The sequence below is a fragment of the Pseudomonas gregormendelii genome, from assembly GCF_017114825.1.
GTDB classification, from domain to species: Bacteria; Pseudomonadota; Gammaproteobacteria; order Pseudomonadales; family Pseudomonadaceae; genus Aquipseudomonas; species Aquipseudomonas gregormendelii.
Genome location: NZ_JADEVO010000004.1, coordinates 201,120 through 225,182 on the forward strand (window position 1 = coordinate 201,120; position 24,063 = coordinate 225,182).

Below are 24,063 nucleotides of genomic sequence, written 5' to 3' on the forward strand. Positions count from 1 at the left end.
AACTTTTCGGCATCATTGCCCGCCACGGTGCTCCGCAATTCCGACAAGGCTTTCTACGATGCAATGTTCCCGACTTCCGCAAGACGCTTTAAATCAAATGATTGAAGGCGCCAGAGTATTGGAGGCTGATAGCTACGGTCCGAAAGTCTACCTGTTGCAGGATGGGAATATCCTCAAACTGTTCAGGCGCAAGCGACTATTTTCTTCCGCAATATTTCGCCCGTACTCGAAACGGTTCATCGATAACACCCTGGAGCTGCAAAAGCGCGGCGTGCCCACCCTTCAGGTGCTGCAGTTCTACTGCCTGCAAGGTCCAGGCATGACCGCCGTACTGTATGAGCCATTGCCGGGTGAAACCCTGCGCCAGGTTGCGGCAAAAGACGGCTTTGACTGGCAGCAGAACCTGCCGGCGCTCGCAGAATTGATCCGCAGCCTGCACAAATCGGGAATTTATTTTCGCTCGTTGCACCTGGGCAACATCGTGGTGACGCCAGATAACCGCATGGGTTTGATTGATGTCGCAGACATGCGCTTTGTGCGTGCCCCACTGCCGAAGCACCTGATCAAGCGCAACCTGCAACACTTCGCGCGCTATATTGCACGCGAGAACCTGAACGGCAGCTTTCCAATGCAAGCATTGGAGCAGGCCGTCATGGCGTCATGACAACAGTTCGCGGACCGCTTGGCTGAAGTCGAGCCAGGCCTGGTCAGGTGCCAGCTTGCGGTACTGGCCCGCTGCAATCGTTGATGCGCAGTCATTGAATGCACTCAGAATGGCCGCGCTCCAGGCGTTGACGTCGGCAGCGGCGACATACACACCCTTGTCATCCAGCTGTTCGCGAAACACCGGAAGTTCGCTGGACATCACCGGCACGTCCGCCATCACGGCCTCCTGCATGATCAGCCCCAGGCCCTCGCTCAACGAGGGGATCGCAACCCAGTCGAAAGCGCGGTAGAGCTGCGCGGCGTCGTTCAAATGCCCCGGCAACGAGACATTGCCGCCGAGCCCCAGGCTATCAATACGCGCCTGCAGCGCGGCACGATTCGAGCCCTCGCCGATAATGACCAGACGCAGATCTGCGCGCTGTTTCAGTGCTACCGCGAAGGCGTCGAGCAGGCACGCAAATCCTTTCTTGTCTTCCAGTCGACCGACCGCACCCAGCACCGGCGTCTCGTCGAGCGGCAGCCCCAGGCGAGCACGGGCATCCTCTCGCGAGAGCACCTCGGCGCGAAAGGCAACAGGGTCATATGCACTGCGCAGCGCCTGGATCGGGAGTTGAAGGTCCTGGCCCAGCTTGGTCGCCAGCGTGCCTGACACTGCGACCAGCGTCAGTTGGGTTGGCTTGAAGTGCTGGAACAGCGCCCGGTCTTCGGGACGAAGTCGAGTGGACCCGTGGAAAATCACAATGGCACGCACGTGAGGCAGTTTCTTCAGCAGGGGCAACAAGGTGCGGGCAACGCCCAGGCCGTCGAGCAGCAAAAGATCTGCCTGGCTTTCCAGGAGCGCTTTCTTGAACCCGGCCTGCATCCAGGGCTTGGTCAGCCGCCAGAAATGCCGCCCTTTCAACTGCGCGGAGGACAGGTTCCACTCCCTGGCGCCAGCCACGTTCACGCCACAATCAGTTGCGCAGCCCTGTAACAGCCAGGTCTTGACCGGTGATGTCGAGGCCGCCTGGGACAGAATCTGTTGGTGAACCTTGTGTATCGACGCAAAAGGCGCACCGCCGGACCACATCACATTGAGAATGCTCATGGCGCCACGTGCCGCTTCAGGCATCTGCCGGGTTCTCTCCTGGTGCACTTAATTGATGAACCAGCCAATGCATACTCCCACCAGTAGAGACAATGCGAACTTGATCTGTTCGCGCCGACTGCGCCGCGCCTTGCGCTCACGCTCGACAGAAGTCTGGACGTGCAAACCAAACCCCGTATGCCGCACCGCATCACCCTCAAGCGTCACTGCAGTGAGGTTCAGCTGCGCGTAACGCTTGGACAGCGCCTTCTCCCCGTCGTGCGAGGCATAAGGGGCACACAGCCGATATTCCTTGATCCTGCGCAGCCCGGGGTTCAGCGAGAAACTCTGCCACTCGGGCTTGTCCGAGATCAGTGGATAGCAGGCCACACCACCAATGAACTCCCGAGCACCCAGGCGAATGTAAGGGCTGTGCACACTCAGATCGTAAATATAGCTGCGCATCCAGACCTGGAGGATTTCCGGACGCAATTCGAGGATTTTCAGCGAGTCTTCCACGAATCCTGGGCGATAGAATTCCCAGTCGTCTTCGCAATGAAAAATGTACGGAGTGCTGACATGTTCGTAAGCCAGGTCGATGGATGCCAACTGACCGAGCTTCGGGCGATTGACGAACACCGTGCAATGGTCTTTCCAGCCCGCAGGGATGGCCGAATGCACAGCCTCGTCCCCGGCATCTTCAGTAATGAAGACTTCGCGGATGGGCGCTGTGTTGAACCGGTCAAAACTCTCGAGAGTGGTTTTGAGCAGGTCCAGGCGGCCACAGCTGGTGACCACCAAGGTGATGTTACTTTCGGTTGAAAACTGCACTTGATTCTCGTTTAAAGTCAAAGTGCCAGCAATATCAATGGCTGACCGGCCCTTGTCAAACGCCCAGTTTCAGGCGCACTTTTTCCAGCAGACTCAGTGGTGCACGGGTGCGCAGCGCCGGCTTGAGCGCCTCGACGATGCGTTCGCCGATACGCGCAAAGCTCAATTGCACCACTACCAGTTCCCGGCCGTTATCGGCAATGCGCCGTGCCAGCTCAGGGTCGGCCCGCAGTTGCGCGAGTTTTTCCTGCAACTGGGCGATGGTCTGGTAGAACACGATGTTATGCATGTCCTGCAGACCCAACGCGCGGCTCTCGGCCTCGCCCTGGTCATACGCCAGCAACACGCAACCGCAGGCCATGGCTTCGAAGTTCTTGATCATGAACTCGCCCATGCCGACATCGGCACTGACGAAAAAACGGATACGGTTGAGGGTATCGCAGTATTCCTCGCCGGACTTGGTCCGGGTCACGACCAGCGGCTCAACGCGCCCCAGCTCATCGAGCAAGGCTTTGCGACCGCTGTAGGCAACGCTGTTGGTGCTGCCGACAAATGCCAACTCGATATCACGTTCGCGACCCTGGTCCTGCAGCAGGGTCTGGTCGTAGCCCTTGGGCACGAACACCGCATCAAACCCTTCCTCGCGCAGACGCTCGGCCACCACATATCCCGAGCTGATCACCCGCACCCACGGCAGCTTGCGGTAATGGGCGCTGAACTTGCCGGTGTACTTGCACGGGATGTAATTCTGGTAGGCATCGTGCTCCAGAAACACCAGGTTGGGCACGGTCTGGATAAAGCGAACCTGCCTGATTTCCTTCTTGAAGCGCAGGAAGAACACAATGCGGTCGTAGCGAGTTACATCGACGTGCTTGCGGAAATAGCCGCGCAGGTCGTCCTGCTCCTCGCTGGTCAACTCGCGCTTGTCGCAATCGCAATGGGCGGCGATTCCGTCGTAGAGGCGATCAAGGATCGCTCGCTGCTCTTTCTGCACCAGGAACAGAACTTTCAATTGGTTTCTCTCTTTCCAGACAGATCTTGCACCCAGAACAATTCATGGCGCCGGACGGTTTTGCGGAAAAACTCGTTTTCCCCGTAAGCCGGCCAGCGTCGAGCCGCCAGGCACCTCTGTATTGCCCGCCGCAGCAGGCGCTTCAATGGCAGCCTCGGTTGGAGGTCATGCATCATGCCCAGGGCCATTGCCTTGTGGCATTGTTGTTTGTCGGACAGGCCGAGCGCCCAGGGACGCATGGGCTCGTCGGCCGTCAGTTGCGGCGGCAACGCCACGCCAGTGCCTGCCTCACCCATGGGCCAGCAATCGTTATCGTGGAGGTGATTGGCGTAATACAACAAGGTTTCAGGCTGCCAGGCAGTGGCGCCCAGCGCCTGCATGACGGCTTGCTGCGAACACTGGTGGTCCGGATGGGGATCGAAGCGCGGATGCGGCAACACGATGACCTGGGGCTGAATGCGCTCGATCAGCTCATGCAGATCCCCCAGCAAGTTGTTCCAGGTAGGGGCACCGTCAGCATCACTGCGTAGGGCAAACGGGTTGAAGCGGCGGAAGTAGCGAGTATCGCCAAGCTGCGCTTCGCGGGAGGCCGCCGGACAGTCCGGTGCATCCTGCATCGCCGGCAATTGCAGACAGAAATACCCCAGCTGGATGCAGCGTTCCTGCGCGACACCGCCCCACAACGGCACGCCAATGCTGTCCCACGCACGCAGCGAGCCTTTGAGGCGCGCCGCCTCGACGCTATCAAGGCCCATTTGCTGGTAGTGCTCGGCTTCTATTTCACCGGCTGTCACGGTCACGATCCAGCTTTGCTCGGCGCTGCTGTACAAGCCGAACGCCGCCAGCTCGGCGTCGTCGGCGTGGGGGGCGATGACCAGCACCCGCTTGTCACGGTAGTCGGGGTATTCGAAGGCCCACAGCACGGGTTCGCCGAGCAACCGGCAGAACCGTCCGCGCAAGCGCAGTTGCCCCTGGGACAGCACCGACGCCTGCCCGGTCAGGTTGAGGTAGCGCAACCCGTCGACACCCCGCTCGAAAGCCTGACGGTCGGGATTACTGCCCCCCGTTAACTCGACCACGGGATCGAAAAAGCGCCCCAGCCAGGTGCTTTGTATGCGCAGCGCCAACACCAGCGTGGCGTCGTCGACCAGCATGACGCCCTCGTCCAGGCGCAACCGCTCGCCGTCCAGATGGACTTTGGGTTGCTGAGTGTAGGGTGGAAAGCTGTATTGGTAATCATCGCCAGGGGAATAGAACAGATGGTCAGCGAACCAGGCTTCATGGGCTACCCAGCCCAGCACCGCAATGACCAGCGGCAACCACCAGGTCACCAGCCAACCAACGACCACTAACACCAGCAACACGATAAGCAGGCTCAAACGCTTGTTGCGTCGATGGCGCTTTAGCAGCAACTGTTTACGGCTGATGGGCTGATTCATACAGTGAATACCGGGACAGGGTTACACCAGCGATCCTTGTATTCCCGATCGGCTCGCCCGAAAGAGAATCGCAAGGGCTTGTCCAGCGCCCGGGCATGCTCCCAGGCACTTTGCGTATTGAGGAAACTCAGCACGCTGCCGGGACTGAATTCGCGGGTTTCAGGATCGACGCCACCGTTGATGTACTCGACGCTGATCCATTGCGGCGCTTCAACCCGGTAGACCAGTTGAATCGCGATCGGCGCATCATTGAGGAAAATGACCGAGCCAATCAGCAACTCACGCAACAGCTCGATGACCTCTGCCATGCGTTCGGCACCTGTGGCCGGGAAACCCCATCTGCGCTGGAACAGATCGCAGTAGATCGCTGCCAGTTCGCCGCTGGAAAACTCGGTGACTGGTCGCACGACGCCGCCGGCCTCTTCCAGAAGACGCAATTCACGGCGCTGGTTATAGCGGAACTTCTTCGACAATTCTTCAGGGGTGCGGGCCATGGCCAATTGCTCGGCTTGCAGCCTGATACCGGTGAACCTTCCTTCGCTCATCGCGCACAGGTAGCGTGCACGATGGCGCAGCGGCGCCTGGGCATCGGCGGCGGCCGGCAGGATCAGTTCTGCATTGCCCAGGTCGAACAGGCCTTTTTTACCCCGTCGCTTGAGCACATCCTTGGACAGCGCCAGGTCGCGACCCCAGGTCGGGATAGCAGCCTTGATTTCACCTTGCTGTTCCCATGCCAGATAACGCACCGGGATATCGGCCATGTGTGCCAGGCGTTCAACGACCATCGGATGGGTTGCGACACTGCCGCCATAACGGTGCCAGGCATCGGCATAGGTCGCGGCATCGATTACTGCCCAGCCACGTTCGCGCCAGCCTTGAAGTCGGTTGAGCATCAGCCCCTCTTTGCCAGTTCGGTAACACGCGGCAAACGCCAGAAAGCGTCACCCACCGCGCGATCGGAGAAGCGTTCGCGCAAGCGATCAGTCATCAGTTCCGCGCATTGGCGGCGCTGGTGATCGTCCATCGCGGCCAGGTGCTGCAGCCCTTGGGCCAGATGCTCGGCATCACCCAGGGGGAACAGGATACCGACACCTTCGACCACTTCCCTGGCGCCGCCCGCTGCAGTGGCGAGCAGCGGCACGCCGGCGGCCATGGCTTCAAGCAGCACCATGCCGAACGGCTCATGATCGGAACTCAGGGCAAACACATCGAAAGCACGGAAATAACGACGAGCCTCGGGCACCTGGCCCAGGAACAGTACCCGGTCACCGACTCCCAACTCGCGGGCGAGCGCCTTGAGGTCCTGCTCCAGGCGACCGGTACCGAGGATCACCATCTGGCTGTTCACCGGCAAGCCAGGCAAAGCCTTGGCAAAACCGTGCAACAAGGTGGCCTGGTCCTTGTCGGGATGCAGGCGCCCGACGTTACCGACGATCCACGCATCCATCGCCAGGCCAAGGGTCTCCCGGGCTACCTGCCGCGACAGCTGGCTGTCTTGCAATGCCTGCACGTCGATGCGGTTGTAGAGCGTCTGGATTCGGGAATCCGGCCATTTCGGCAGGCATTTGCGCATATCGTCGCGCACGGCATCGGACACCCCGAGCAGGCTCAGGCGCTTGCGAAAAATATGCGCAAAAAGTTTGCGGGTGCCGCGCTTGTAATCGCCAAAGGCATGGTGCACGCCAATCACCGGCAACGAGGTACCGAGCAAGGCGATATAGATCGGTTTGAAGCGGTGGGCGATGCAGAAGCTGAAGTTGCGCGACGCGGCGATCTTGCGCAGATCCCGGATCGCTCCCAACTTCAGGCCACGAATGGACTTTGAACTGTACTCCATGAATAACACTTCATCGGAAGCACAGCCCGCAGCGACTTCGGCATCGGCCGCCCCGGTAAGAAACACCGTGGTCACCCGATAACCGGTCCCCGCGAACAGGCTGGCGTACTGCCGGGCGCAGTCCAGAAACGGCCCGTCATAGCCGTGACAGAACTGCAGCACATGGCGTTCAGCCGAGCGTGTCATATGCGTCAGCGCCCTCTTTGACCACCAGAATGTCTTCCATGATCAGATACTGCAGGTCGGAACCGAAGAACATGTTCAAGGCGTCGGCCGGTGAGCAAATCATCGGCTCGCCACGACGGTTGAGCGAGGTGTTGAGCGAAACACCGTTGCCGGTCAGCACTTCCAGCGCCTTCATCATGTCGTAGTAACGCGGGTTGTATTCGCGCTTGAGCACTTGGGCCCGGGAAGTGCCGTCTTCGTGGACGACTTCCGGCACGCGGGTCTTCCACTCTTCAGCCACTTCAAAGGTGAAGGTCATGAACGGCGCCGGGTGATCGATCTTGATCATCTGCGGTGCAACGGTGTCGAGCATCGACGGGCAGAAAGGCCTCCAGCGCTCGCGGAACTTGATCTGGTGGTTGATGCGGTCAGCAACGCCAGTGGCACTCGGGCAGCCAATGATCGAACGACCGCCCAACGCACGCGGGCCGAATTCCATCCGCCCCTGGAACCAGGCAACCGGATTGCCATCGACCATGATCCTGGCGATATTTTCCGGCATGTTCTCGAGCTTGCGCCACACCGGCTTGCTCGGGTGACGGGCGCATGCTGCCAGCACGTCTTCGTTGGTGTAGGACGGGCCGAGGTAGACGTGTTCCATCTTCTCGACTGGCACACCACGGGCGTGCGACACATAAGCCGCGGCACCGACTGCGGTACCGGCGTCGCCCGATGCAGGCTGGACGAACAGTTCCTTGACGTCGTCGCGGGCGATAATCTTCTGGTTCAGCTTGACGTTCAACGCACAGCCGCCAGCAAAGGCCAGCTTGCCGGTTTCCTTGAGCACGTCGCCCAGATAATGGTCGATCATCTGCAGCGCCAGCTTCTCGAAAAGCGCCTGCATGCTCGCGGCGTAGTGGATGTAAGGCTCGTCGGCAATGTCGCCTTCGCGCTTTGGACCCAGCCACTCGATGAGTTTCGGCGAGAAGTAGAAACCTTTGCCTTTCTCTTTGTAGCGGCGCAGGCCAATCACGTTGGCGTAATCGGTGTTGATCACCAACTCACCGTTCTCGAAGGACGCCAGGCGGGAAAAGTCATATTTGCTGGCATCGCCATAAGGCGCCATGCCCATGACCTTGAACTCACCGTCGAGCATCTCGAACCCGAGGAACTCGGTGATCGCGCCATACAGGCCGCCCAGGGAGTCAGGATCGAAGAACTCCTTGATCTTGTGGATCTTGCCGTTCTCGCCATAACCGAAGAAGGTCGTAGCGTACTCACCCTTGCCGTCGATCCCCAGGATCGCGGTTTTCTCCTTGAAACCGGAGCAGTGGTAGGCGCTGGAGGCGTGGGCCAGGTGATGCTCGACCGGCTCGATCTTGATTTTCTTCGGATCGAAGCCCAGTTGCTCGAGGCACCAGACAATTTTGTTGCGATAACGCTTGTAGCGACGGTTGCCCATCAGGATCGCATCAAGTGCACGATCCGGGGCGTACCAGTAACGCTTGGCGTAGTGCCAGCGAGCCTCGCCGAACAGGCTGATCGGGGCGAACGGAATCGCGACTACATCGACGTCGGACGGCTTGATGCCCGCCTGTTCGAGGCAGAACTTCGCCGATTCGTAGGGCATGCGGTTCTTTGCATGTTTATCGCGCACAAAGCGCTCTTCCTCAGCCGCCGCGACCAGCTTGCCGTCGATGTACAAGGCTGCGGAAGGATCATGGCTAAGGGCGCCGGACAGGCCAAGAATCGTCAATGCCACAGGGGTCTAGCCTCTTTAGTCTGCATGCAGGCGCAATGCGCCTCAAAAAATTGATGTGCCCTCGCAAGCGGCGAGAGACAGCTAAAGGGCGGGATTATAGCGTAAACAAGGCGGGAATGACCCAGCGCTTATTTGACTTGGACGATCAAGATCAAAAGATCGCAGCCTTCGGCAGCTCCTACCTCTGGGCGCGAAGGCGAGACCGGCACAATCCCCGTAGGAGCTGCCGCAGGCTTCGATCTTCGCGCCCTATCAGACGCGGGAGATGTCTTTGGGCAAACGCTGATCGATGATTTGGTAGAGGGCGCTGCTCTCTGGCCAATTGCGCATGAATCGCGCCCGATCCCGCGCATAGGCAGGGGCGAAGCTGCCTGGCGAGCCGTGCTGGCACATGGAGTCCAGGTCGATCAATGCCCAGCGATCATGATGCCAGAACAGGTTATGGCCTTTGAAATCGCCATGACTGATGCGCTCGCTGATCAGTTCGGCGAACAGATGATCCAGCGCCAGCAGCTCGGCCTCGGGGGCGTCCCCGCTATCTACATAGGGGGCAAAACGTTCGATGATATCCGGACCTGGAAGGTACTCGGTGACCAGATACGCCCGACTGCGCAGCCAGAAAAAACGCTTCTCCAGCAAGGCCAGCGGCTTGGGCGTAGCAATGCCCAGGAAGGCCAGGCGATTGCCTTCGCGCCACGAATGCCAGGCACGACTTGGGCGCCAGAAACGCTTCAACCAATGGGCGAACCCCTTGATGTTGTAGCGCTTGATAACCAGCGTCCTACCTTCTACCTGCACTTTTCCTACACTCGCCGCGCCACCGGTCTTGTACAGATGGCCTCGATCAAGTAACTCGTCCGCCTGCTCCAGCACTGGCAGCATCGCCGCCTCTTCCTCGCGCCGAATAGCCCTCAAGGCAAACGCCCCGCGCTGGACGCTGAAGAGCGTGCACTCGCGCCCAACCTTGATCAGGAAGTCCTTGAGGCGCCAGGCGCGAACCTTGTTGATCTGCTTCTGCAATGCCTCCATGGGTAAGGCATGCTCGCCATTGCTCAACAGGTAATACACCAGGAGCTCTTCGGTGAAAGGCTCGAGGGATTTGGGCAGTTGGGCGAAAAAAACCCCGAGATTTTCCAGTACTTTCTGCCGCGACAGTGGCTGCCCCGGCGTTTCAGCGCAGATTCCCGCGCCATCAATCAAATACAGACGGCCGCGCTGGCGCAACAGGTTGTCCAGGTGCAGATCTTCCTGCCACAAGCCTTTGCGGTGCATCTGGCCGATCGCCCCCAGCGCAGCTGCCAGGACGGCCGACTGCTCGTCCGCGAGCATTGGCAAACTCTCGACCTGCTTCCACGCATCGCCCAGGCTCTCGGCGTCCTCGAGAAAATCGAACAGCAGCCAGCCGCCCTCGCCTTCCTTCAAGCCATCGGCCAGCAGCAACGGGGTGGTCAAGCCTTGATCGGCGAGCAAGCGCACGCCATTGAGTTCGCGCTGGAAGTGCCGCGACGCTTTAGCGCCGACCAGTAACTTGGCCAGCACGGGACGGCCGCGCCAAACGCCAGCACCGACGTATCGCTGCCCAGGCAGCACGCGCAGCAAGCTCAGCAACTGCAAGTTGGCAGGACCGGCGGCATCGGCCAGTGAAATGCTCAATGGCAGGCCCGGGTTACGCCCTGCATGCTTCAGTTCGGACAAACGCATCAGCGCGCCTCCTTGTAACCGCGCCGCGCACCCAGGCGCTGCAGCCAGCTGTCGATCAGTGAACTGGCCACTGGCTGATCCAGGTAAACCGCCAGCAACTCACGCACTTGTGCGTCGTTCCACTGCGGCGCACGACGCAGCAGAGGCTCGAGATCCTTCACCCGGTCGCGCTGCCCCAGCAGCAATGGCCGGGTCTTTTCCAGGTCAATCAGCTGGGCTTGATAGCCGCTGGCGGTGGCTTGCAGGAAAATGTGCTTGGGATAAAAACAGCCGTGAACCTGGCGTGCACCGTGCAGGCGCCGAGCCAGTTGACCACAGGCTGTAATGATCGCCGAATGTTCCACCTCGCCGAGTTGCGACCAGCGCTGCAACAGCGAGTCGAGGTCATCCCAACCATCCAGCGCACGAGTCAGCAGAATCGCCCGCACTTCGCCCTTGACCTTGCGCTCACCAAAGAACGCCGCTTTCAAGGCCGGAATGCCCAGGCTTTCATAGCGACTGATATTGCGAAACTCCCGGGCGAAACTCGGTTCGCCAAAAGGCGCATGCAACGTACGCATTTGGTAATTGCACTGCCGCTTGAGGTAGTAGCCATGACCTTCCAGGTCCAGGCGAAACACGCTGCTCCAGCCACCGCGTGCGGTGTTCGGTTCGTCCACCGCTTCCAGCTGCCTGGCCCAAAGCGCTTCGAAGGTGCCCAGACCATGGCGTTCAAGTAAAGCGCGGTCCTCAGCAGCGAGATAATCAGTCATTCGCGACCCTCGAAAAATCTGACAACGTGACGAATGCGCTTCTTGTCCGCCTCATTCAGGCGATCACGTTGGCGGTACTGCAAGTAGAACCGCAGGCGCTGAGTGGCCGACAGCTGGTACTTGGCGACCTTGTCCAGGCACGCCAGGTCTTTGGTGATTCGATACTTGAGCCAAAAGCCGCGCCAGAAGTCGCCGTTCGGGCAATCGATCAGGAACAGCCGGGCCTGATCGTCAATCAACAGGTTTCGCCACTTCAGGTCGTTGTGGGTGAACCGATGGTCGTGCATGGTCCGGGTATAGCCGGCCAACTGCCGGCTCACAACATCGACCCAGGCACGGTCATGGAGTTTCGGATCATGGCGCTCGGCCAGTGCCGACAAGTCTTCGGTGCGCGGCAGTTCCCGGGTGATCATTGCACCTCGATCATAGGCTGCCCCCCGCCGCTCCAGGCCCCACGCCACGACTTCGGCGGTGGGAATACCCCATTTGGCGAACCGTTTAAGGTTCTGCCATTCGGCCTTGACCCGTGGTTTGCCCAGGTAACGACGCAGGCCCTTGCCGGCGCCAACGTAACGCTTGACGTAGTAATTGACGCCGTTGCGTTCGACGCGGATGACTTCGGACAGCGGATCGCGGGTCAGGCGCTCGCCCTGAAGCGCAAACACTGCATCAAGAGTTCCGAAATCTTCTGCCAGCTCGCTGTACGCAGGCTCCAGCTTCCAACCCGACATCAGAGCGCATCTCCGTACCGCTGTTTACGATCGTAGAGTTTGTTCGCCTTGCCTTCGAGCCAGGCGAGCAAGGTTGCTTCCTGGCCCAGGACCTGCCGCAGCGGCTGCTGGAAGTAACCTTTGAGGAAGCGCAACTTGTCGCGACGGGTCAGGCCAATGTCCAGCGCCGAAAAGTACAGCGCGGCCAGGTCCTTGTTGCGCCAGCGCTGAGTGATTGCCGGGCGGGTCTGGGCCCGGTGCAGATCGATCACCGAAAGCTTGAAATCGTCAGCCTTTACCGGCTTGTCGGTGTGCAGCAGGAAATGGCAAATGTAGCAGTCGCGGTGGTTGACGCCGGCGCGGTGCATCATGCCGGTCATGCGCGCCACTTCGGCGATCAGCGCCCGCTTGAGTGTCGGTTCCGGTGGGTTCTTGACCCAATCGATACTGTAGTCTTCGAGGCTGACGGTAGGCGCCAGCTCTTCGGTGACAATGAACGAGTGCTGGTCGGCCGGGTTGCTGCCTTTTTCCCCGTAAGCCACCGCCGTCATGCTCGGCACCCCCACTTCCTTGAGGCGCTGGATGGCCTTCCACTCCTGGCCGGCGCCGAGCACCGGCAGCTTGGCGGTGAGCAGGTTCTTGAAGATCTCGCCCCAGCCAATGCCACGGTGGATTTTCACGAAAAAACCGTGGCCGTCCACTTCAGTGCGCAAGGTGCGGCGCGCCTCAAGCTCGCGATAAACCTCGCCCTCGAGGCGCTCGACTTCGGTAAACGGGTCGCGTCCAGCCCAAAGGCTCTTGAACGGTTCAGCCAACATCAATTTCATTTCGCCTGCTCCGCCAGAATCACGTCGGCCGCGTGCTGCGGCATGCTGTAGAGGTCGGCCGTGTCGGCGAAGGCCAGACCGTTGCGACTCCAGGCCGCACGCGCCTGAGCGTCGTTCAGCATGTCGGCCAGGTAGTGGGTCAGTTGCGCCTGATCGAAAGGTTCGTCCAGCACCCGCCCTGCGTCCGCCTCGGCGATGTAATGGGCGTAACCGCAGACCGCGCTCACCAGCACCGGCAGGCCAGCGACCAGGGCTTCAAGCAGAACGGTCCCGGTATTTTCGTTATAGGCCGGGTGGATCAACAGGTCAGCACCCAGCAGGAACCGCGGAATATCGCTGCGCCCCTTGAGGAAGGTCACGTTATCGCCGAGGCCCAATGTCGCACTCTGCATCTGGAATATCTTGGGGTCGTCCTGGCCAATTACAAACAGCCGGGTACGTTTTTTCAGATCGACAGGCAGTCCGGCCAGCGCCTTGAGGCTACGATCGACGCCCTTGGTCTTGAACCCGGAGCCGATCTGCACCAACAGCAGCTCATCGTCCTGCAAGTTGAACTCACGGCGGAATTCAGCCCGGATCTCGTCGGCATTTGCCGGTGCGCGACGATCCTGGGAAATGCCCGGCGGCAGCAGATGAAAGCGCTCCAACGGGGTGCCGTAATGCTTGATGAAAAGCGGTTGCTGGACTTCAGAAATCATCAGGACTTCGGTCTTGGCGTCCTTGGCGAACACGGCGCGCTCGTACTCGGCGAAGTGGCGGTAGCGACCCCAGCGACGGTAGAGCGAGTTGCGCAGGTTCTGCGCCTTGTCTTCAAAGCAACCATCGGCGGCGTAGTAGACGTCCAGGCCGGGCATCTTGTTGAAGCCGATCAGACGATCCACAGGACGCCTGGCCAGATCCGCGGCCATCCACTCGCTGAGTTTTTCGTTGCGACGATGATTGAAGAACGCCTTGACCGGTGCTACCAGCACCTCAAAGCCCGGCGGAATATCGCCTTCCCAGATCAGCGTATAGACGCGGATCTGGTGGCCACGCTGCTGGCATTCCAGGGCGATGCGCATGAAGTCGCGCTGCAGGCCCCCGAATGGAAAATATTTGTACAAGACGAATGCCAATTGCATCAGCGCAGCTCCTCAGCCAGTAACAACGTGCTCAGTCGGATCGCGACACGCTCGGGATTCAAACGCGTGAAGCACAGCGGCCACTCGCGTTTCAGGTCAAACCGGCTGGCATCTTCGGCCGTCGGTTGATAGGTGCATTTCTTTTGCAGGCAGGGTGCGCAGGGGAAGTCGCTGGCGATGTGAATCTGCGACTTTCCGTAAGCGCCAGTCAGGCCCGGGTTGGTCGGGCCGAACAGAGACAATGTCGGGACGTCCAGTGCTGCTGCCAGATGGCCAAGACCGGTATCCACCGCCACACAGGCCTGCGCCCCGGCCAACACTTTGCCAACGCCCGCCAGGTTCAGCTTGGGCAGGACTTCAACGTGGCGCATGTCCTTGGCGATGCGCTCGGCGCGCGCTTTTTCGGCCGGGTTGCCCCAAGCCAGCTTCACGCCGACACCCAGGTAGCCAACGCGCTCGGCCAGCTCTCGCCAATAGGCCTCGGGCCAGTGCTTGGTGTCCCAGGTGGTGCCGTGCAGGAACAAAACGTAGGGATTCTTGCGCGGCAGCTCGACCAGACGTTCGACGTTCAGGCCATAGTCACCCAGACCCTTGGGCAAGTCGTAGCCCAGGGCGATGGCGAACAATTGGCGTACTCGCTCCACGGCATGCTGGCCGCGGGCAACTGCCAGGCGCCGATCATAGAAACGTGCCGCGATCGGCTCTCGTGCCGAACCTTTATCGAGGCCTGCCACCGGCGCCTTGACATAACGAGTCAGCAAGGCACTTTTCAACAGGCCCTGGGCATCGATCACCAGATCATATTTTGTCGCGCGAATGCTTTGCTTGAAGCGCTTCCACTCGCCGCTCCTGATGGTCTGCCAGATGTTTTTGCGCCAGCGACGAATCGCGACCGGAATCACCTTGCCCACCGCCGGATGCCAGGTCGGGATCTCCGCGAAGCCCTCTTCCACCACCCAGTCGAATTGAATGCCGGGAATCGCCCGGGCCGCGTCCGTCAGCGCCGGCAACGCATGGATCACGTCACCGAGCGAAGACGTCTTGATCAACAGGACCCGCAAATTATTTGACCTCGACTACAGTGCCCTGCAACCGCTGCAAGGCTTCGTTCACCGCTTGCGGCATAAGCTGGCGCAGGCAGTTGTAATGACCGAAACGGCACGTACGGTCAAAGCAGGGGCTGCATTCGATGCCCAGGCGGACAATTTCGACGTGCTCGGCCAGGGGTGGTGTGAACCCTGGCGAGGTGGAGCCATACACGGCCACCAGCGGTCGGTTCAACGCAGCGGCCACGTGCATCAAGCCGGAATCGTTGGACACCACCGAGTCGGCACAGGACAGCAAATCGATGGCCTCGGCCAGGGACGTCCCGCCGCTGAGGTTCACCGACTCTTCACGCAAGCCCGGGATCAGACGGGCGCGGATGTTCTCGCCAACGGAGTGATCGTTTTTCGAACCGAACAGCCACACCTGCCAACCCTCGCGAATCCTGGCTTCGGCAACCTGGGCGTAATGCTCGGACGGCCAGCGCTTGGATTCGCCGAACTCGGCACCCGGGCACAGCGCCAGCACCGGACGGTCCAGGGTCAGGCCGAACTTGGCCAGCGCCGCTTCCCGGGACACCGGGTCGATCTGCAGCGTCGGGCGTGGATAAGGTTTTGGCAGCTCGACGCCAGGCTCGAAGGCCAGGGCCATGAACCGCTCGATCATCAGCGGATAACGTTCCTTATCCAGCGTGCGTACGTCATTGAGCAAGCCGTAGCGGAATTCGCCGCGCCAGCCGGTGCGTTTCGCGATGCCGGCAAAGAACGGCACCAGCGCCGACTTCAACGAGTTGGGCAGCAGGATCGCCTGGTCGTACCGGCCAGCCAGGGATTTTCCGATGCGCCGCCGTGTAGCCAATTCCAAGGCGCCGTGGCCGAGCGGAAAGCTCAAGGCCTGACGGACTTCGGGCATGCGCTCCAGGATCGGCCGGCTCCACTCGGGGGCCAGGACGTCGATTTCGCATTGCGGGTGGCGTTGCTTGAGACACTGAAAGAGTGTCTGCGCCATCACCATGTCACCGACCCAACTGGGCCCAACGATCAGAATTTTCATGTGGTTTCCAAAAACGAACCGGGGAGGCCTACGCCTCCCCGCCTCGTGAATCAGCTTAGCCCCAGCTCACGCCAGATCCGCGATACCTGCCGTCGTTCGTCCACGAACTGATCGCCCGGTATTACTCCTGCATCCTTCTGCAAAGCCTGCCGGTGGGCGGCGGAGCGGTAGGCTTTATAGGCCTCGCGCAACAGGCTGGCATCTGCGGCAGGCATCAAGCCTTCCTCTTCCAGCCCTTCCAGAATACGGATGTTGTCGGTCCAGCGTAGCAATGACGGGTGCGTCTGCGACCACGCCAGGGCCGCGTATTGCACCATAAATTCAATATCGACGATACCTCCGGCGTCCTGCTTGAGATCGAACGGCGCCGTGGCCTCGAAGGCATTTGCCGCCGTGCCGGCCGCCGTACTCTTGCTGCCAAGATTATCGCGCATCTTCGCACGCATCTCGCTGACCTCCTGGCGCAAGGTTGGCAAGTCCCTGGCCTTGCCCAGCACCGTGGCTCGCACCTTCTCAAATGCCTGACCGACGTCCTGGCTACCTACCAGCACCCGCGCCCGCACCAATGCCTGGTGTTCCCAGGTCCAGGCTTCGTTTTCCTGATAGCGCGAAAACGCGCCAAGCGAACTCACCAGCAACCCCGAGGCACCGGACGGTCGCAGGCGCATATCCACTTCATAGAGCTGGCCGGAGTTGGTCTGGGTCGTAAGCAAGTGAATGATGCGCTGCCCCAGCCGGGTGAAAAATTGCGCGCCATCGATGGATTTCGCCCCGTCGGTTTCCGCCTGCGGGTCGCCGTCATGAATAAACACCAGGTCCAGGTCCGAACCATGCCCGAGTTCCAGCCCGCCGACTTTGCCATAACCGACAATGATGAACCCGGGATCGCACAAGGTACCGTCGGTGCGCAGCGGAGTGCCATATTTGGCCACCGTCTGCCGCCAGGCCAGGGCCAGCACTTGCTCCAGAATGGCCTCGGCCAGCCAGGTCAGGTAGTCGCTGACCTTCATCAGCGGCAGGCTGCCGGCAATTTCCGATGCAGCCACCCGCAACCGGTGAGCCAGCTTGAAATGCCGCAGGGCTTCCATCTGCTGCTCAAGATCGTCCTCGGGAATGCGCGTCAGGCGCTCGCGCAATTCCGCCGCCAGCTCTGGCGCCAGGGGTGGTTTGAACAAGCGACCTTCATTGAGCAGCTCGTCGAGCAGCAGCGGAAACCGCGTGATCTGCTCGGCAATCCACGGGCTCGCGGCACACAAAGTCAACAGCCGACGCAGCGCCCCGGGGTTTTCGGTCAACAACACCAGGTAGGCCGAACGACGGGCGACAGCCTCCACCAAGGGCAGCACCCGCTCCAGGACCAGGTCCGGGTTGGCATGCTCCACCGCCTGGGCCAGCAACCGTGGAATAAAGGCATCAAGCCGCTCCCGACCGAGACGCTGCATGGCACGCAACTGCGGGCTGCCGCGCAAACTGGCGAGTGCCTTCAGGGCCTTGGTCGCATCAGCAAACCCGCCCTCCTCCAGCTGCCGACAGGCGGCCTCTTCATCCTGGGCTTCCTCCCACAGCGGCAACCATTCCCCGCCGACCACCACTTCGCTTTCGGTGCCTTCCTCTTCGTCCGGGTCGGCAATGACCTGGCCGAAGTGCCAGGCCACCCGATTGCGCCAGTACATCAATTGTTCATGGAACGCGGGCCAGTCGGCAAAACCCAGCATAAAGGCAATACGCGCCTGATCCTGCGCGCCATCGGGCAACATCTGGGTCTGGCGGTCGGCAATCGCCTGTATCGCATGTTCGGTGTAACGCAGGAACTCGTAACCTTCACGCAGTTCGCTGACCACGGCCGGCGGCAGGTAGCCCTGGCCTTCAAGAGTGCTCAGCACCTTCAACAGGGGACGCTGCTGCAGGCTCAAGTCCCGGCCGCCGTGGATCAGCTGGAAGGCCTGGGCGATAAACTCCACTTCACGGATCCCACCGGAGCCGAGCTTGATATTGTCAGCCATGCCCTTGCGCCGCACTTCCTGCTGGATCAGCTGCTTCATCGTGCGCAGCGCTTCGATAGCCGAAAAGTCCAGGTAACGCCGGTAGACGAACGGGCGCAGCATCTCCTGCAGTTGCGCACCGGCGACTTGATCACCCGCCACCACCCGCGACTTGATCATGGCGTAGCGCTCCCAGTCGCGGCCCTGATCCTGGTAATACTGCTCCAGCGCGTTGAAGCTCAGCACCAATGCACCCGCCGAACCGTATGGCCGCAGGCGCATGTCGACGCGGAAGACAAAACCGTCGACCGTCATCGGGTCCAGCGCCTTGATCAGGCGCTGACCCAACCGAATGAAGAACTCCTGGTTATCCAGCGAGCGTTTGACGCCCACTGTTTCGCCGCCCTCGGGATAGGCGAAGATCAGGTCGATGTCCGAAGACAGGTTCAGCTCCACCGCACCGAGCTTTCCCATGCCAAGGATGACCATCTGCTGCGGCTCGCCACTGCGCCGCCCCGTGGGCACGCCGAACTGCTGGCAATGGCGTGCGTACAGCCATTGATAAGCCTGGTCGATGCTGGCGTCGGCCATGTCCGAAAGATCGCGACAGGTCTGCACCAGATCGGCCTGGCGCGTCAGGTCACGCCAGATGATTCGTACCTGATGCCGGGTGCGCTGGCGGCGCAAGGCTCGCCCGAGTTCGTCGTCGGTCTCGGCCTGGTTCACCGCTGCGGCAATCTGCGCGCACAACTCACCCGGGGCAAAGTTACGGTCCAGCTCCCCGGACCGCACCAGCTCCAGCAGCATCGACGGGTCACGCACCGACTGTTCAATCACAAAGTCGCTGGCGGCGCTCACCCGGGCAAATTGTGCCCATCGCTCGGGAGGCCATGCCGACAGACCATGATCATCCTCCAGCGCCTCGACGCCAGCACGGAACGACTGCTCGGCACGGGTGACCAATGGCAGGAGAATGGCGGGCAGTTCAGCAAGCGAAGGGAGGCTCATGGTCTATCCTTGATCGGCGTGGAACGGGCTGCATGTAGTGATTTTCGAAAAGGCACTACCTGATCGACTGTCGAACAAAGGTTAGAAATAGCTAAAATTGTTTTAATGTTGGCAGCGATCATCAAGCTTTCACCTTTTTCGGTTGGCAAAAGACCAACCTTAACGATTATTCTCACAACGCAGCCAGAGGCCACAAGCCGCTCATCTGTAGTTTTACTACTCGTATATACATGCGGAATGCTGAAATGCTCGATGATTTGTAGTAAAACTACACGCCGCCGGAACCTACCTCTCGGCAATCCAAGAATTTATATCGTCTGCCCACAAGGCCAGTCGCAAACTCAGGCAACCGATTCTGGAAGCCTTTCCGCCCTGGAGCAAGCCATGCAAGACCTCGATCCCGTCGAAACCCAGGAATGGCTGGACGCCCTGGAATCGGTTCTCGACAAAGAAGGCGAAGACCGTGCCCACTATCTGATGACCCGTATGGGCGAACTTGCAACCCGCAGCGGTTCGCAGTTGCCTTACGCCATCACCACGCCATACCGCAACACAATTCCCGTCACCCACGAAGCACGCATGCCTGGCGACCTGTTCATGGAACGCCGCATTCGCTCGTTGGTACGCTGGAACGCGATGGCAATGGTAATGCGTACGAATTTGAAAGATTCGGACCTGGGCGGACACATCTCCAGCTTCGCTTCCAGTGCGACTCTGTACGACATCGGCTTCAACTACTTTTTCCAGGCCCCGACCGACGAACACGGCGGCGACCTGATCTACTTCCAGGGCCACACCTCGCCAGGCGTTTACGCCCGTGCGTTCATGGAAGGCCGCATCACCGAAGACCAGATGAACAATTTCCGCCAGGAAGTGGACGGCCAGGGCCTGTCGTCCTACCCGCACCCTTGGCTGATGCCTGATTTCTGGCAGTTCCCGACTGTATCCATGGGTCTGGGCCCGATCCAGGCGATCTACCAGGCGCGCTTCATGAAGTACCTGGAAGCTCGTGGCTTTATTCCGGAAGGCAAGCAGAAAGTCTGGTGCTTCCTGGGCGACGGCGAGTGCGACGAGCCGGAATCCCTGGGCGCGATCTCGCTGGCTGGCCGCGAGAAGCTCGACAACCTGATCTTCGTCATCAACTGCAACCTGCAGCGCCTCGACGGCCCGGTTCGCGGCAACGGCAAGATCATCCAGGAACTCGAAGGCGTGTTCCGTGGTGCCCAGTGGAACGTGACCAAAGTCATTTGGGGCCGTTTCTGGGACCCGCTGCTGGCCAAGGACGTCGACGGTATCCTGCAACGTCGCATGGACGAAGTCATCGACGGCGAGTACCAGAACTACAAAGCCAAAGACGGCGCGTTCGTACGTGAACACTTCTTCAACTCGCCAGAACTCAAGGCGATGGTTGCTGATCTGTCCGACGACGAGATCTGGAAACTCAACCGTGGCGGCCACGATCCGTACAAGGTCTACGCGGCGTACCACGAAGCGGTCAACCACAAAGAACAGCCTACCGTCATCCTGGCCAAGACCATCAAGGGTTACGGCACAGGTGCTGGCGAAGCGAAGAACACTGCGCACAACACCAAGAAAGTCGATGTCGACAGCCTGAAGTTGTTCCGCGACCGCTTCGACATCCCGGTCAAGGACGAAGAACTGGAAAACCTGCCGTTCTTCAAACCAGAGCCGAACAGCGCCGAAGCCCGCTACCTCAGCGAGCGTCGCACTGCACTGGGCGGTTTCGTGCCACAGCGCCGCGCACAGAGCTTCGGCGTACCGACGCCGGACCTCAGCACCCTCAAGGCCATCCTCGACGGCTCGGGCGACCGTGAAATCTCCACCACCATGGCCTTCGTGCGGATCCTCGCGCAACTGGTCAAGGACAAGGAAATCGGCCCGCGCATCGTTCCGATCATCCCGGACGAAGCCCGTACCTTCGGTATGGAAGGCATGTTCCGCCAATTGGGCATCTACTCCTCCGTCGGCCAGCTCTACGAGCCAGTCGATAAAGACCAGGTGATGTTCTACAAGGAAGACAAGAAGGGCCAGATCCTCGAAGAAGGCATCAACGAAGCGGGCGCCATGAGCTCCTTCATCGCTGCCGGTACTTCGTACTCCAGCCACAACCAGCCAATGTTGCCGTTCTACATCTTCTACTCGATGTTCGGCTTCCAGCGTATCGGCGACCTGGCCTGGGCTGCAGGCGACAGCCGTACCCGTGGCTTCCTGATCGGCGGCACCGCCGGGCGGACCACGCTGAACGGCGAAGGCCTGCAACACGAAGACGGTCACAGCCACATCCTGGCTGCCACCATCCCGAACTGCCGCACCTTTGATCCAACCTACGGCTACGAGCTGGCGGTGATCATCCAGGACGGCATGAAGAAGATGACCGAAGAGCAGCAGGACGTTTTCTACTACATCACCGTGATGAACGAGTCCTACCAGCAACCAGCCATGCCGGCTGGTGTCGAGGAAGGCATCATCAAGGGCATGTACCTGCTCGAAGAAGATACCCGCGAAGCGGCGCACCACGTTCAGCTGATGGGCTCCGGCACCATCCTGCGTGAAGTCCGTGAAGCAGCGAAGATCCTGCGTGAAGAGTTCAACATCGGCGCTGACGTCTGGAGCGTTACCAGCTTCAACGAACTGCGTCGCGATGGTCTGGCCGTAGAGCGCAGCAACCGCCTGCACCCGGGCCAGAAGCCGCAACTGAGCTACGTCGAGGAATGCCTGAACGGCCGTAAAGGTCCGGTCATCGCCTCTACCGACTACATGAAGCTGTTCGCTGAGCAAATCCGCCAATGGGTCCCGTCCAAGGAATTCAAAGTCCTGGGCACCGACGGTTTCGGCCGCAGTGACAGCCGCAAGAAGCTGCGTCACTTCTTCGAAGTCGATCGTCAATTCGTGGTGTTGGCAGCCCTGGAAGCATTGGCTGACCGTGGTGATATCGAACCTAAAGTGGTGGCTGAAGCCATCGCCAAGTTCGGCATCAACCCGGAAAAACGCAACCCACTGGACTGCTGAGGAGACACTCTGTGAGCGAACTCATTCGCGTACCTGACATCGGCAGCGGTGAAGGTGAAGTAATCGAACTATTTGTGAAGGTCGGCGACCGTATCGAAGCCGAACAGAGCATCCTGACGCTTGAGTCGGACAAGGCGAGCATGGAAGTTCCTGCTCCCAAGACCGGCATCGTCAAAAGCCTCAAGGTGAAGCTGGGCGACCGCCTGAAAGAAGGCGACGAACTGCTTGAGCTGGAAGTCGAGGGTGACGCTGCTGCGGCACCTGCGGCTGCCGCAGCGCCGGCGGCCAAGGCTGAAGAGAAACCGGCGGCAGCTCCTGCTGCAGCCGCTCCTGCTGCGGCGCCTGCTGCTGCCTCCGTACAGCAAGTGCATGTGCCGGACATCGGTTCGTCGGGCAAGGCCCAGATCATCGAGATCCAGGTCAAAGTCGGCGACACCGTCGAGGCTGATCAGTCGCTGATCACCCTGGAGTCCGACAAGGCGAGCATGGAAATCCCTTCGCCTGCCGCTGGCGTGGTCAAGAGCATCAGCGTCAAGCTCAATGACGAAGTGGGCACCGGCGACCTGATCCTGGATCTGGAAGTGGCAGGTGCTGCGGCGCCTGCTGCTGCCGCTCCGGCCCAGGCTGCTGCGCCTGCCGCCGCTGCTGCACCTGCTGCTGCCCCGGCCGCACCGGTTGCCGACAGTGTCCAGGACATTCATGTGCCGGACATTGGTTCGTCGGGCAAAGCCAAGATCATCGAAGTACTGGTCAAGGCCGGCGACACCGTCACCGCCGACCAGTCGCTGATCACCCTGGAATCCGACAAGGCAAGCATGGAAATCCCATCGCCTGCCGCCGGCGTGGTGGAAAGCATTTCCATCAAGCTGGATGACGAGGTTGGTACCGGCGACCTGATCCTCAAGCTCAAGGTCAAAGGCGCTGCGCCTGCTGCTGCCCCGGCAACCGCCGCTGCCGCACCGGCTCCTGCACCTGCGGCCGCCAAGGCTGACGCTGCTCCGGCTGCCACTGCGCCTGCCGCACCGGCTGCTGCCCCGGCCAAGCCGGGCGCCAAGGTTCACGCAGGCCCGGCTGTTCGCCAACTGGCCCGTGAATTCGGTGTCGAGCTGAACGCGGTCGGCGCCAGCGGTCCACACGGTCGCATCCTGAAAGAAGACGTTCAGGTTTACGTCAAAGCCATGATGCAGAAGGCCAAGGAAGCACCGGCCGCTGCTGGCGGCGCAACCGGTGGCGCGGGCATTCCACCGATTCCGGTCGTGGACTTCAGCCGCTTCGGTGAAACCGAAGAAGTGCCGATGACTCGCCTGATGCAGATCGGCGCTTCCAGCCTGCACCGCAGCTGGCTGAACATCCCGCACGTGACTCAGTTCGATTCGGCTGATATCACCGACCTGGAAGCGTTCCGTATCGCCCAGAAAGCCGTTGCAGAGAAAGCCGGCGTCAAGCTGACCATCCTGCCGCTGCTGCTCAAATCCTGCGCGCATCTGCTCAAGGAGCTGCCGGACTTCAACAGCTCGCTGGCGCCAAGCGGCAAGGCAATCATCCGCAAGAAGTACGTGAACATCGGCTTCGCGGTCGACACCCCTGAAGGCCTGCTGGTACCGGTCATCAAGAACGTTGACCAGAAGAGCCTGCTGCAGCTTGCCGCTGAAGCGGCTGCGCTGGCTGCCAAAGCCCGCGACAAGAAGCTCACCGCTGACGACATGCAAGGTGCCTGCTTCACCATTTCCAGCCTCGGGCACATTGGCGGTACCGGCTTCACGCCGATCGTCAACGCGCCGGAAGTGGCGATCCTCGGTGTCTCGAAGGCAACCATCCAGCCGGTCTGGGATGGCAAAGCCTTCCAGCCGAAACTGATGCTGCCACTGTCGCTGTCCTACGATCACCGTGTGATCAACGGCGCCGCTGCTGCACGCTTCACCAAGCGCCTGAGCGACCTGCTGGCCGATATCCGCACCATCCTGCTGTAACACCAACTGGCCCTCCCTCCCGGGAGGGCCAGTTGCGTTTCGCGTTTTCCGAGCGCCACGCTCGTACCTCAACCCCGCCAATTTGGC

18 protein-coding genes are annotated in these 24,063 nt (G+C 60.5%); 3 read left to right on the plus strand and 15 right to left on the minus strand.

Annotated elements, in window-relative coordinates:
• Positions 1-58: 58 nt before the first annotated feature.
• A complete protein-coding gene (locus tag IMW75_RS05030) occupies positions 59-664 on the plus strand; it encodes a lipopolysaccharide kinase InaA family protein (RefSeq protein ID WP_045061879.1) in 606 nt (201 codons plus the stop codon).
• Here IMW75_RS05030 and IMW75_RS05035 read toward each other — a convergent pair.
• From IMW75_RS05035 to glnE, 15 genes are all read right to left on the minus strand, one after another.
• A complete protein-coding gene (locus IMW75_RS05035) occupies positions 659-1,753 on the minus strand; it encodes a glycosyltransferase (RefSeq protein WP_205892034.1) in 1,095 nt (364 codons plus the stop codon). The genes IMW75_RS05030 and IMW75_RS05035 overlap by 6 nt on opposite strands.
• A 48-nt stretch (positions 1,754-1,801) precedes the next feature.
• Complete coding sequence (locus tag IMW75_RS05040; protein ID WP_045061880.1) at positions 1,802-2,563, minus strand: hypothetical protein; 762 nt, start codon at positions 2,561-2,563, stop codon at positions 1,802-1,804.
• Positions 2,564-2,618: 55 nt separating this feature from the next.
• Entirely contained in the window at positions 2,619-3,575 is a 957-nt protein-coding gene (locus IMW75_RS05045; protein WP_205892025.1) for a glycosyltransferase family protein, read from the minus strand.
• Positions 3,572-5,002 (minus strand): PIG-L family deacetylase, encoded by a 1,431-nt coding sequence (locus tag IMW75_RS05050; RefSeq protein WP_205892035.1) that lies wholly within the window; start codon positions 5,000-5,002, stop codon positions 3,572-3,574. The genes IMW75_RS05045 and IMW75_RS05050 overlap by 4 nt, the downstream gene beginning before the upstream one ends.
• A gap of 8 nt (positions 5,003-5,010) precedes the next feature.
• Positions 5,011-5,907 carry an antimicrobial resistance protein Mig-14 gene (locus IMW75_RS05055; protein WP_045061882.1) on the minus strand — a complete coding sequence of 299 codons (897 nt, stop codon included), beginning with the start codon at positions 5,905-5,907 and terminating at the stop codon, positions 5,011-5,013.
• A complete protein-coding gene (locus IMW75_RS05060; RefSeq protein ID WP_045061883.1) occupies positions 5,907-7,037 on the minus strand; it encodes a glycosyltransferase in 1,131 nt (376 codons plus the stop codon). Before IMW75_RS05060 ends, IMW75_RS05055 begins: the two co-directional genes overlap by 1 nt.
• Positions 7,021-8,778 (minus strand): carbamoyltransferase, encoded by a 1,758-nt coding sequence (locus tag IMW75_RS05065; protein WP_205892026.1) that lies wholly within the window; start codon positions 8,776-8,778, stop codon positions 7,021-7,023. Before IMW75_RS05065 ends, IMW75_RS05060 begins: the two co-directional genes overlap by 17 nt.
• A gap of 252 nt (positions 8,779-9,030) precedes the next feature.
• Positions 9,031-10,479 carry a lipopolysaccharide kinase InaA family protein gene (locus IMW75_RS05070; protein WP_205892027.1) on the minus strand — a complete coding sequence of 483 codons (1,449 nt, stop codon included), beginning with the start codon at positions 10,477-10,479 and terminating at the stop codon, positions 9,031-9,033.
• Positions 10,479-11,231: a lipopolysaccharide kinase InaA family protein gene (locus IMW75_RS05075; protein ID WP_045061886.1), complete on the minus strand. Its 753-nt coding sequence runs from the start codon at positions 11,229-11,231 to the stop codon at positions 10,479-10,481. Before IMW75_RS05075 ends, IMW75_RS05070 begins: the two co-directional genes overlap by 1 nt.
• Positions 11,228-11,962 carry a lipopolysaccharide kinase InaA family protein gene (locus IMW75_RS05080; protein ID WP_045061887.1) on the minus strand — a complete coding sequence of 245 codons (735 nt, stop codon included), beginning with the start codon at positions 11,960-11,962 and terminating at the stop codon, positions 11,228-11,230. Before IMW75_RS05080 ends, IMW75_RS05075 begins: the two co-directional genes overlap by 4 nt.
• The gene (rfaP, locus tag IMW75_RS05085; protein WP_205892028.1) at positions 11,962-12,768 is read right to left on the minus strand and encodes a lipopolysaccharide core heptose(I) kinase RfaP; all 807 of its coding nucleotides are present in this window, start codon (positions 12,766-12,768) and stop codon (positions 11,962-11,964) included. The genes IMW75_RS05080 and rfaP overlap by 1 nt, the downstream gene beginning before the upstream one ends.
• Positions 12,765-13,889, minus strand: coding sequence for a glycosyltransferase family 4 protein (locus tag IMW75_RS05090; RefSeq protein ID WP_045061889.1), 1,125 nt, complete (start codon positions 13,887-13,889; stop codon positions 12,765-12,767). Before IMW75_RS05090 ends, rfaP begins: the two co-directional genes overlap by 4 nt.
• Positions 13,889-14,950 (minus strand): lipopolysaccharide heptosyltransferase I, encoded by a 1,062-nt coding sequence (waaC, locus tag IMW75_RS05095; RefSeq protein ID WP_045061890.1) that lies wholly within the window; start codon positions 14,948-14,950, stop codon positions 13,889-13,891. The genes IMW75_RS05090 and waaC overlap by 1 nt, the downstream gene beginning before the upstream one ends.
• 1 nt (position 14,951) lies before the next feature.
• Positions 14,952-15,986, minus strand: coding sequence for a lipopolysaccharide heptosyltransferase II (gene waaF / locus IMW75_RS05100; RefSeq protein WP_205892029.1), 1,035 nt, complete (start codon positions 15,984-15,986; stop codon positions 14,952-14,954).
• A gap of 50 nt (positions 15,987-16,036) precedes the next feature.
• Positions 16,037-18,976, minus strand: a complete 2,940-nt coding sequence (gene glnE, locus IMW75_RS05105) for a bifunctional [glutamate--ammonia ligase]-adenylyl-L-tyrosine phosphorylase/[glutamate--ammonia-ligase] adenylyltransferase (protein WP_205892030.1) — start codon at positions 18,974-18,976, stop codon at positions 16,037-16,039.
• A 384-nt stretch (positions 18,977-19,360) separates the two neighbouring features.
• Between glnE and aceE the strand changes: the two genes are divergently transcribed.
• Positions 19,361-22,006 carry a pyruvate dehydrogenase (acetyl-transferring), homodimeric type gene (gene aceE / locus IMW75_RS05110; protein ID WP_205892031.1) on the plus strand — a complete coding sequence of 882 codons (2,646 nt, stop codon included), beginning with the start codon at positions 19,361-19,363 and terminating at the stop codon, positions 22,004-22,006.
• A gap of 11 nt (positions 22,007-22,017) precedes the next feature.
• Positions 22,018-23,976 (plus strand): dihydrolipoyllysine-residue acetyltransferase, encoded by a 1,959-nt coding sequence (aceF, locus tag IMW75_RS05115; RefSeq protein ID WP_045061894.1) that lies wholly within the window; start codon positions 22,018-22,020, stop codon positions 23,974-23,976.
• Positions 23,977-24,063 lie beyond the last annotated feature (87 nt).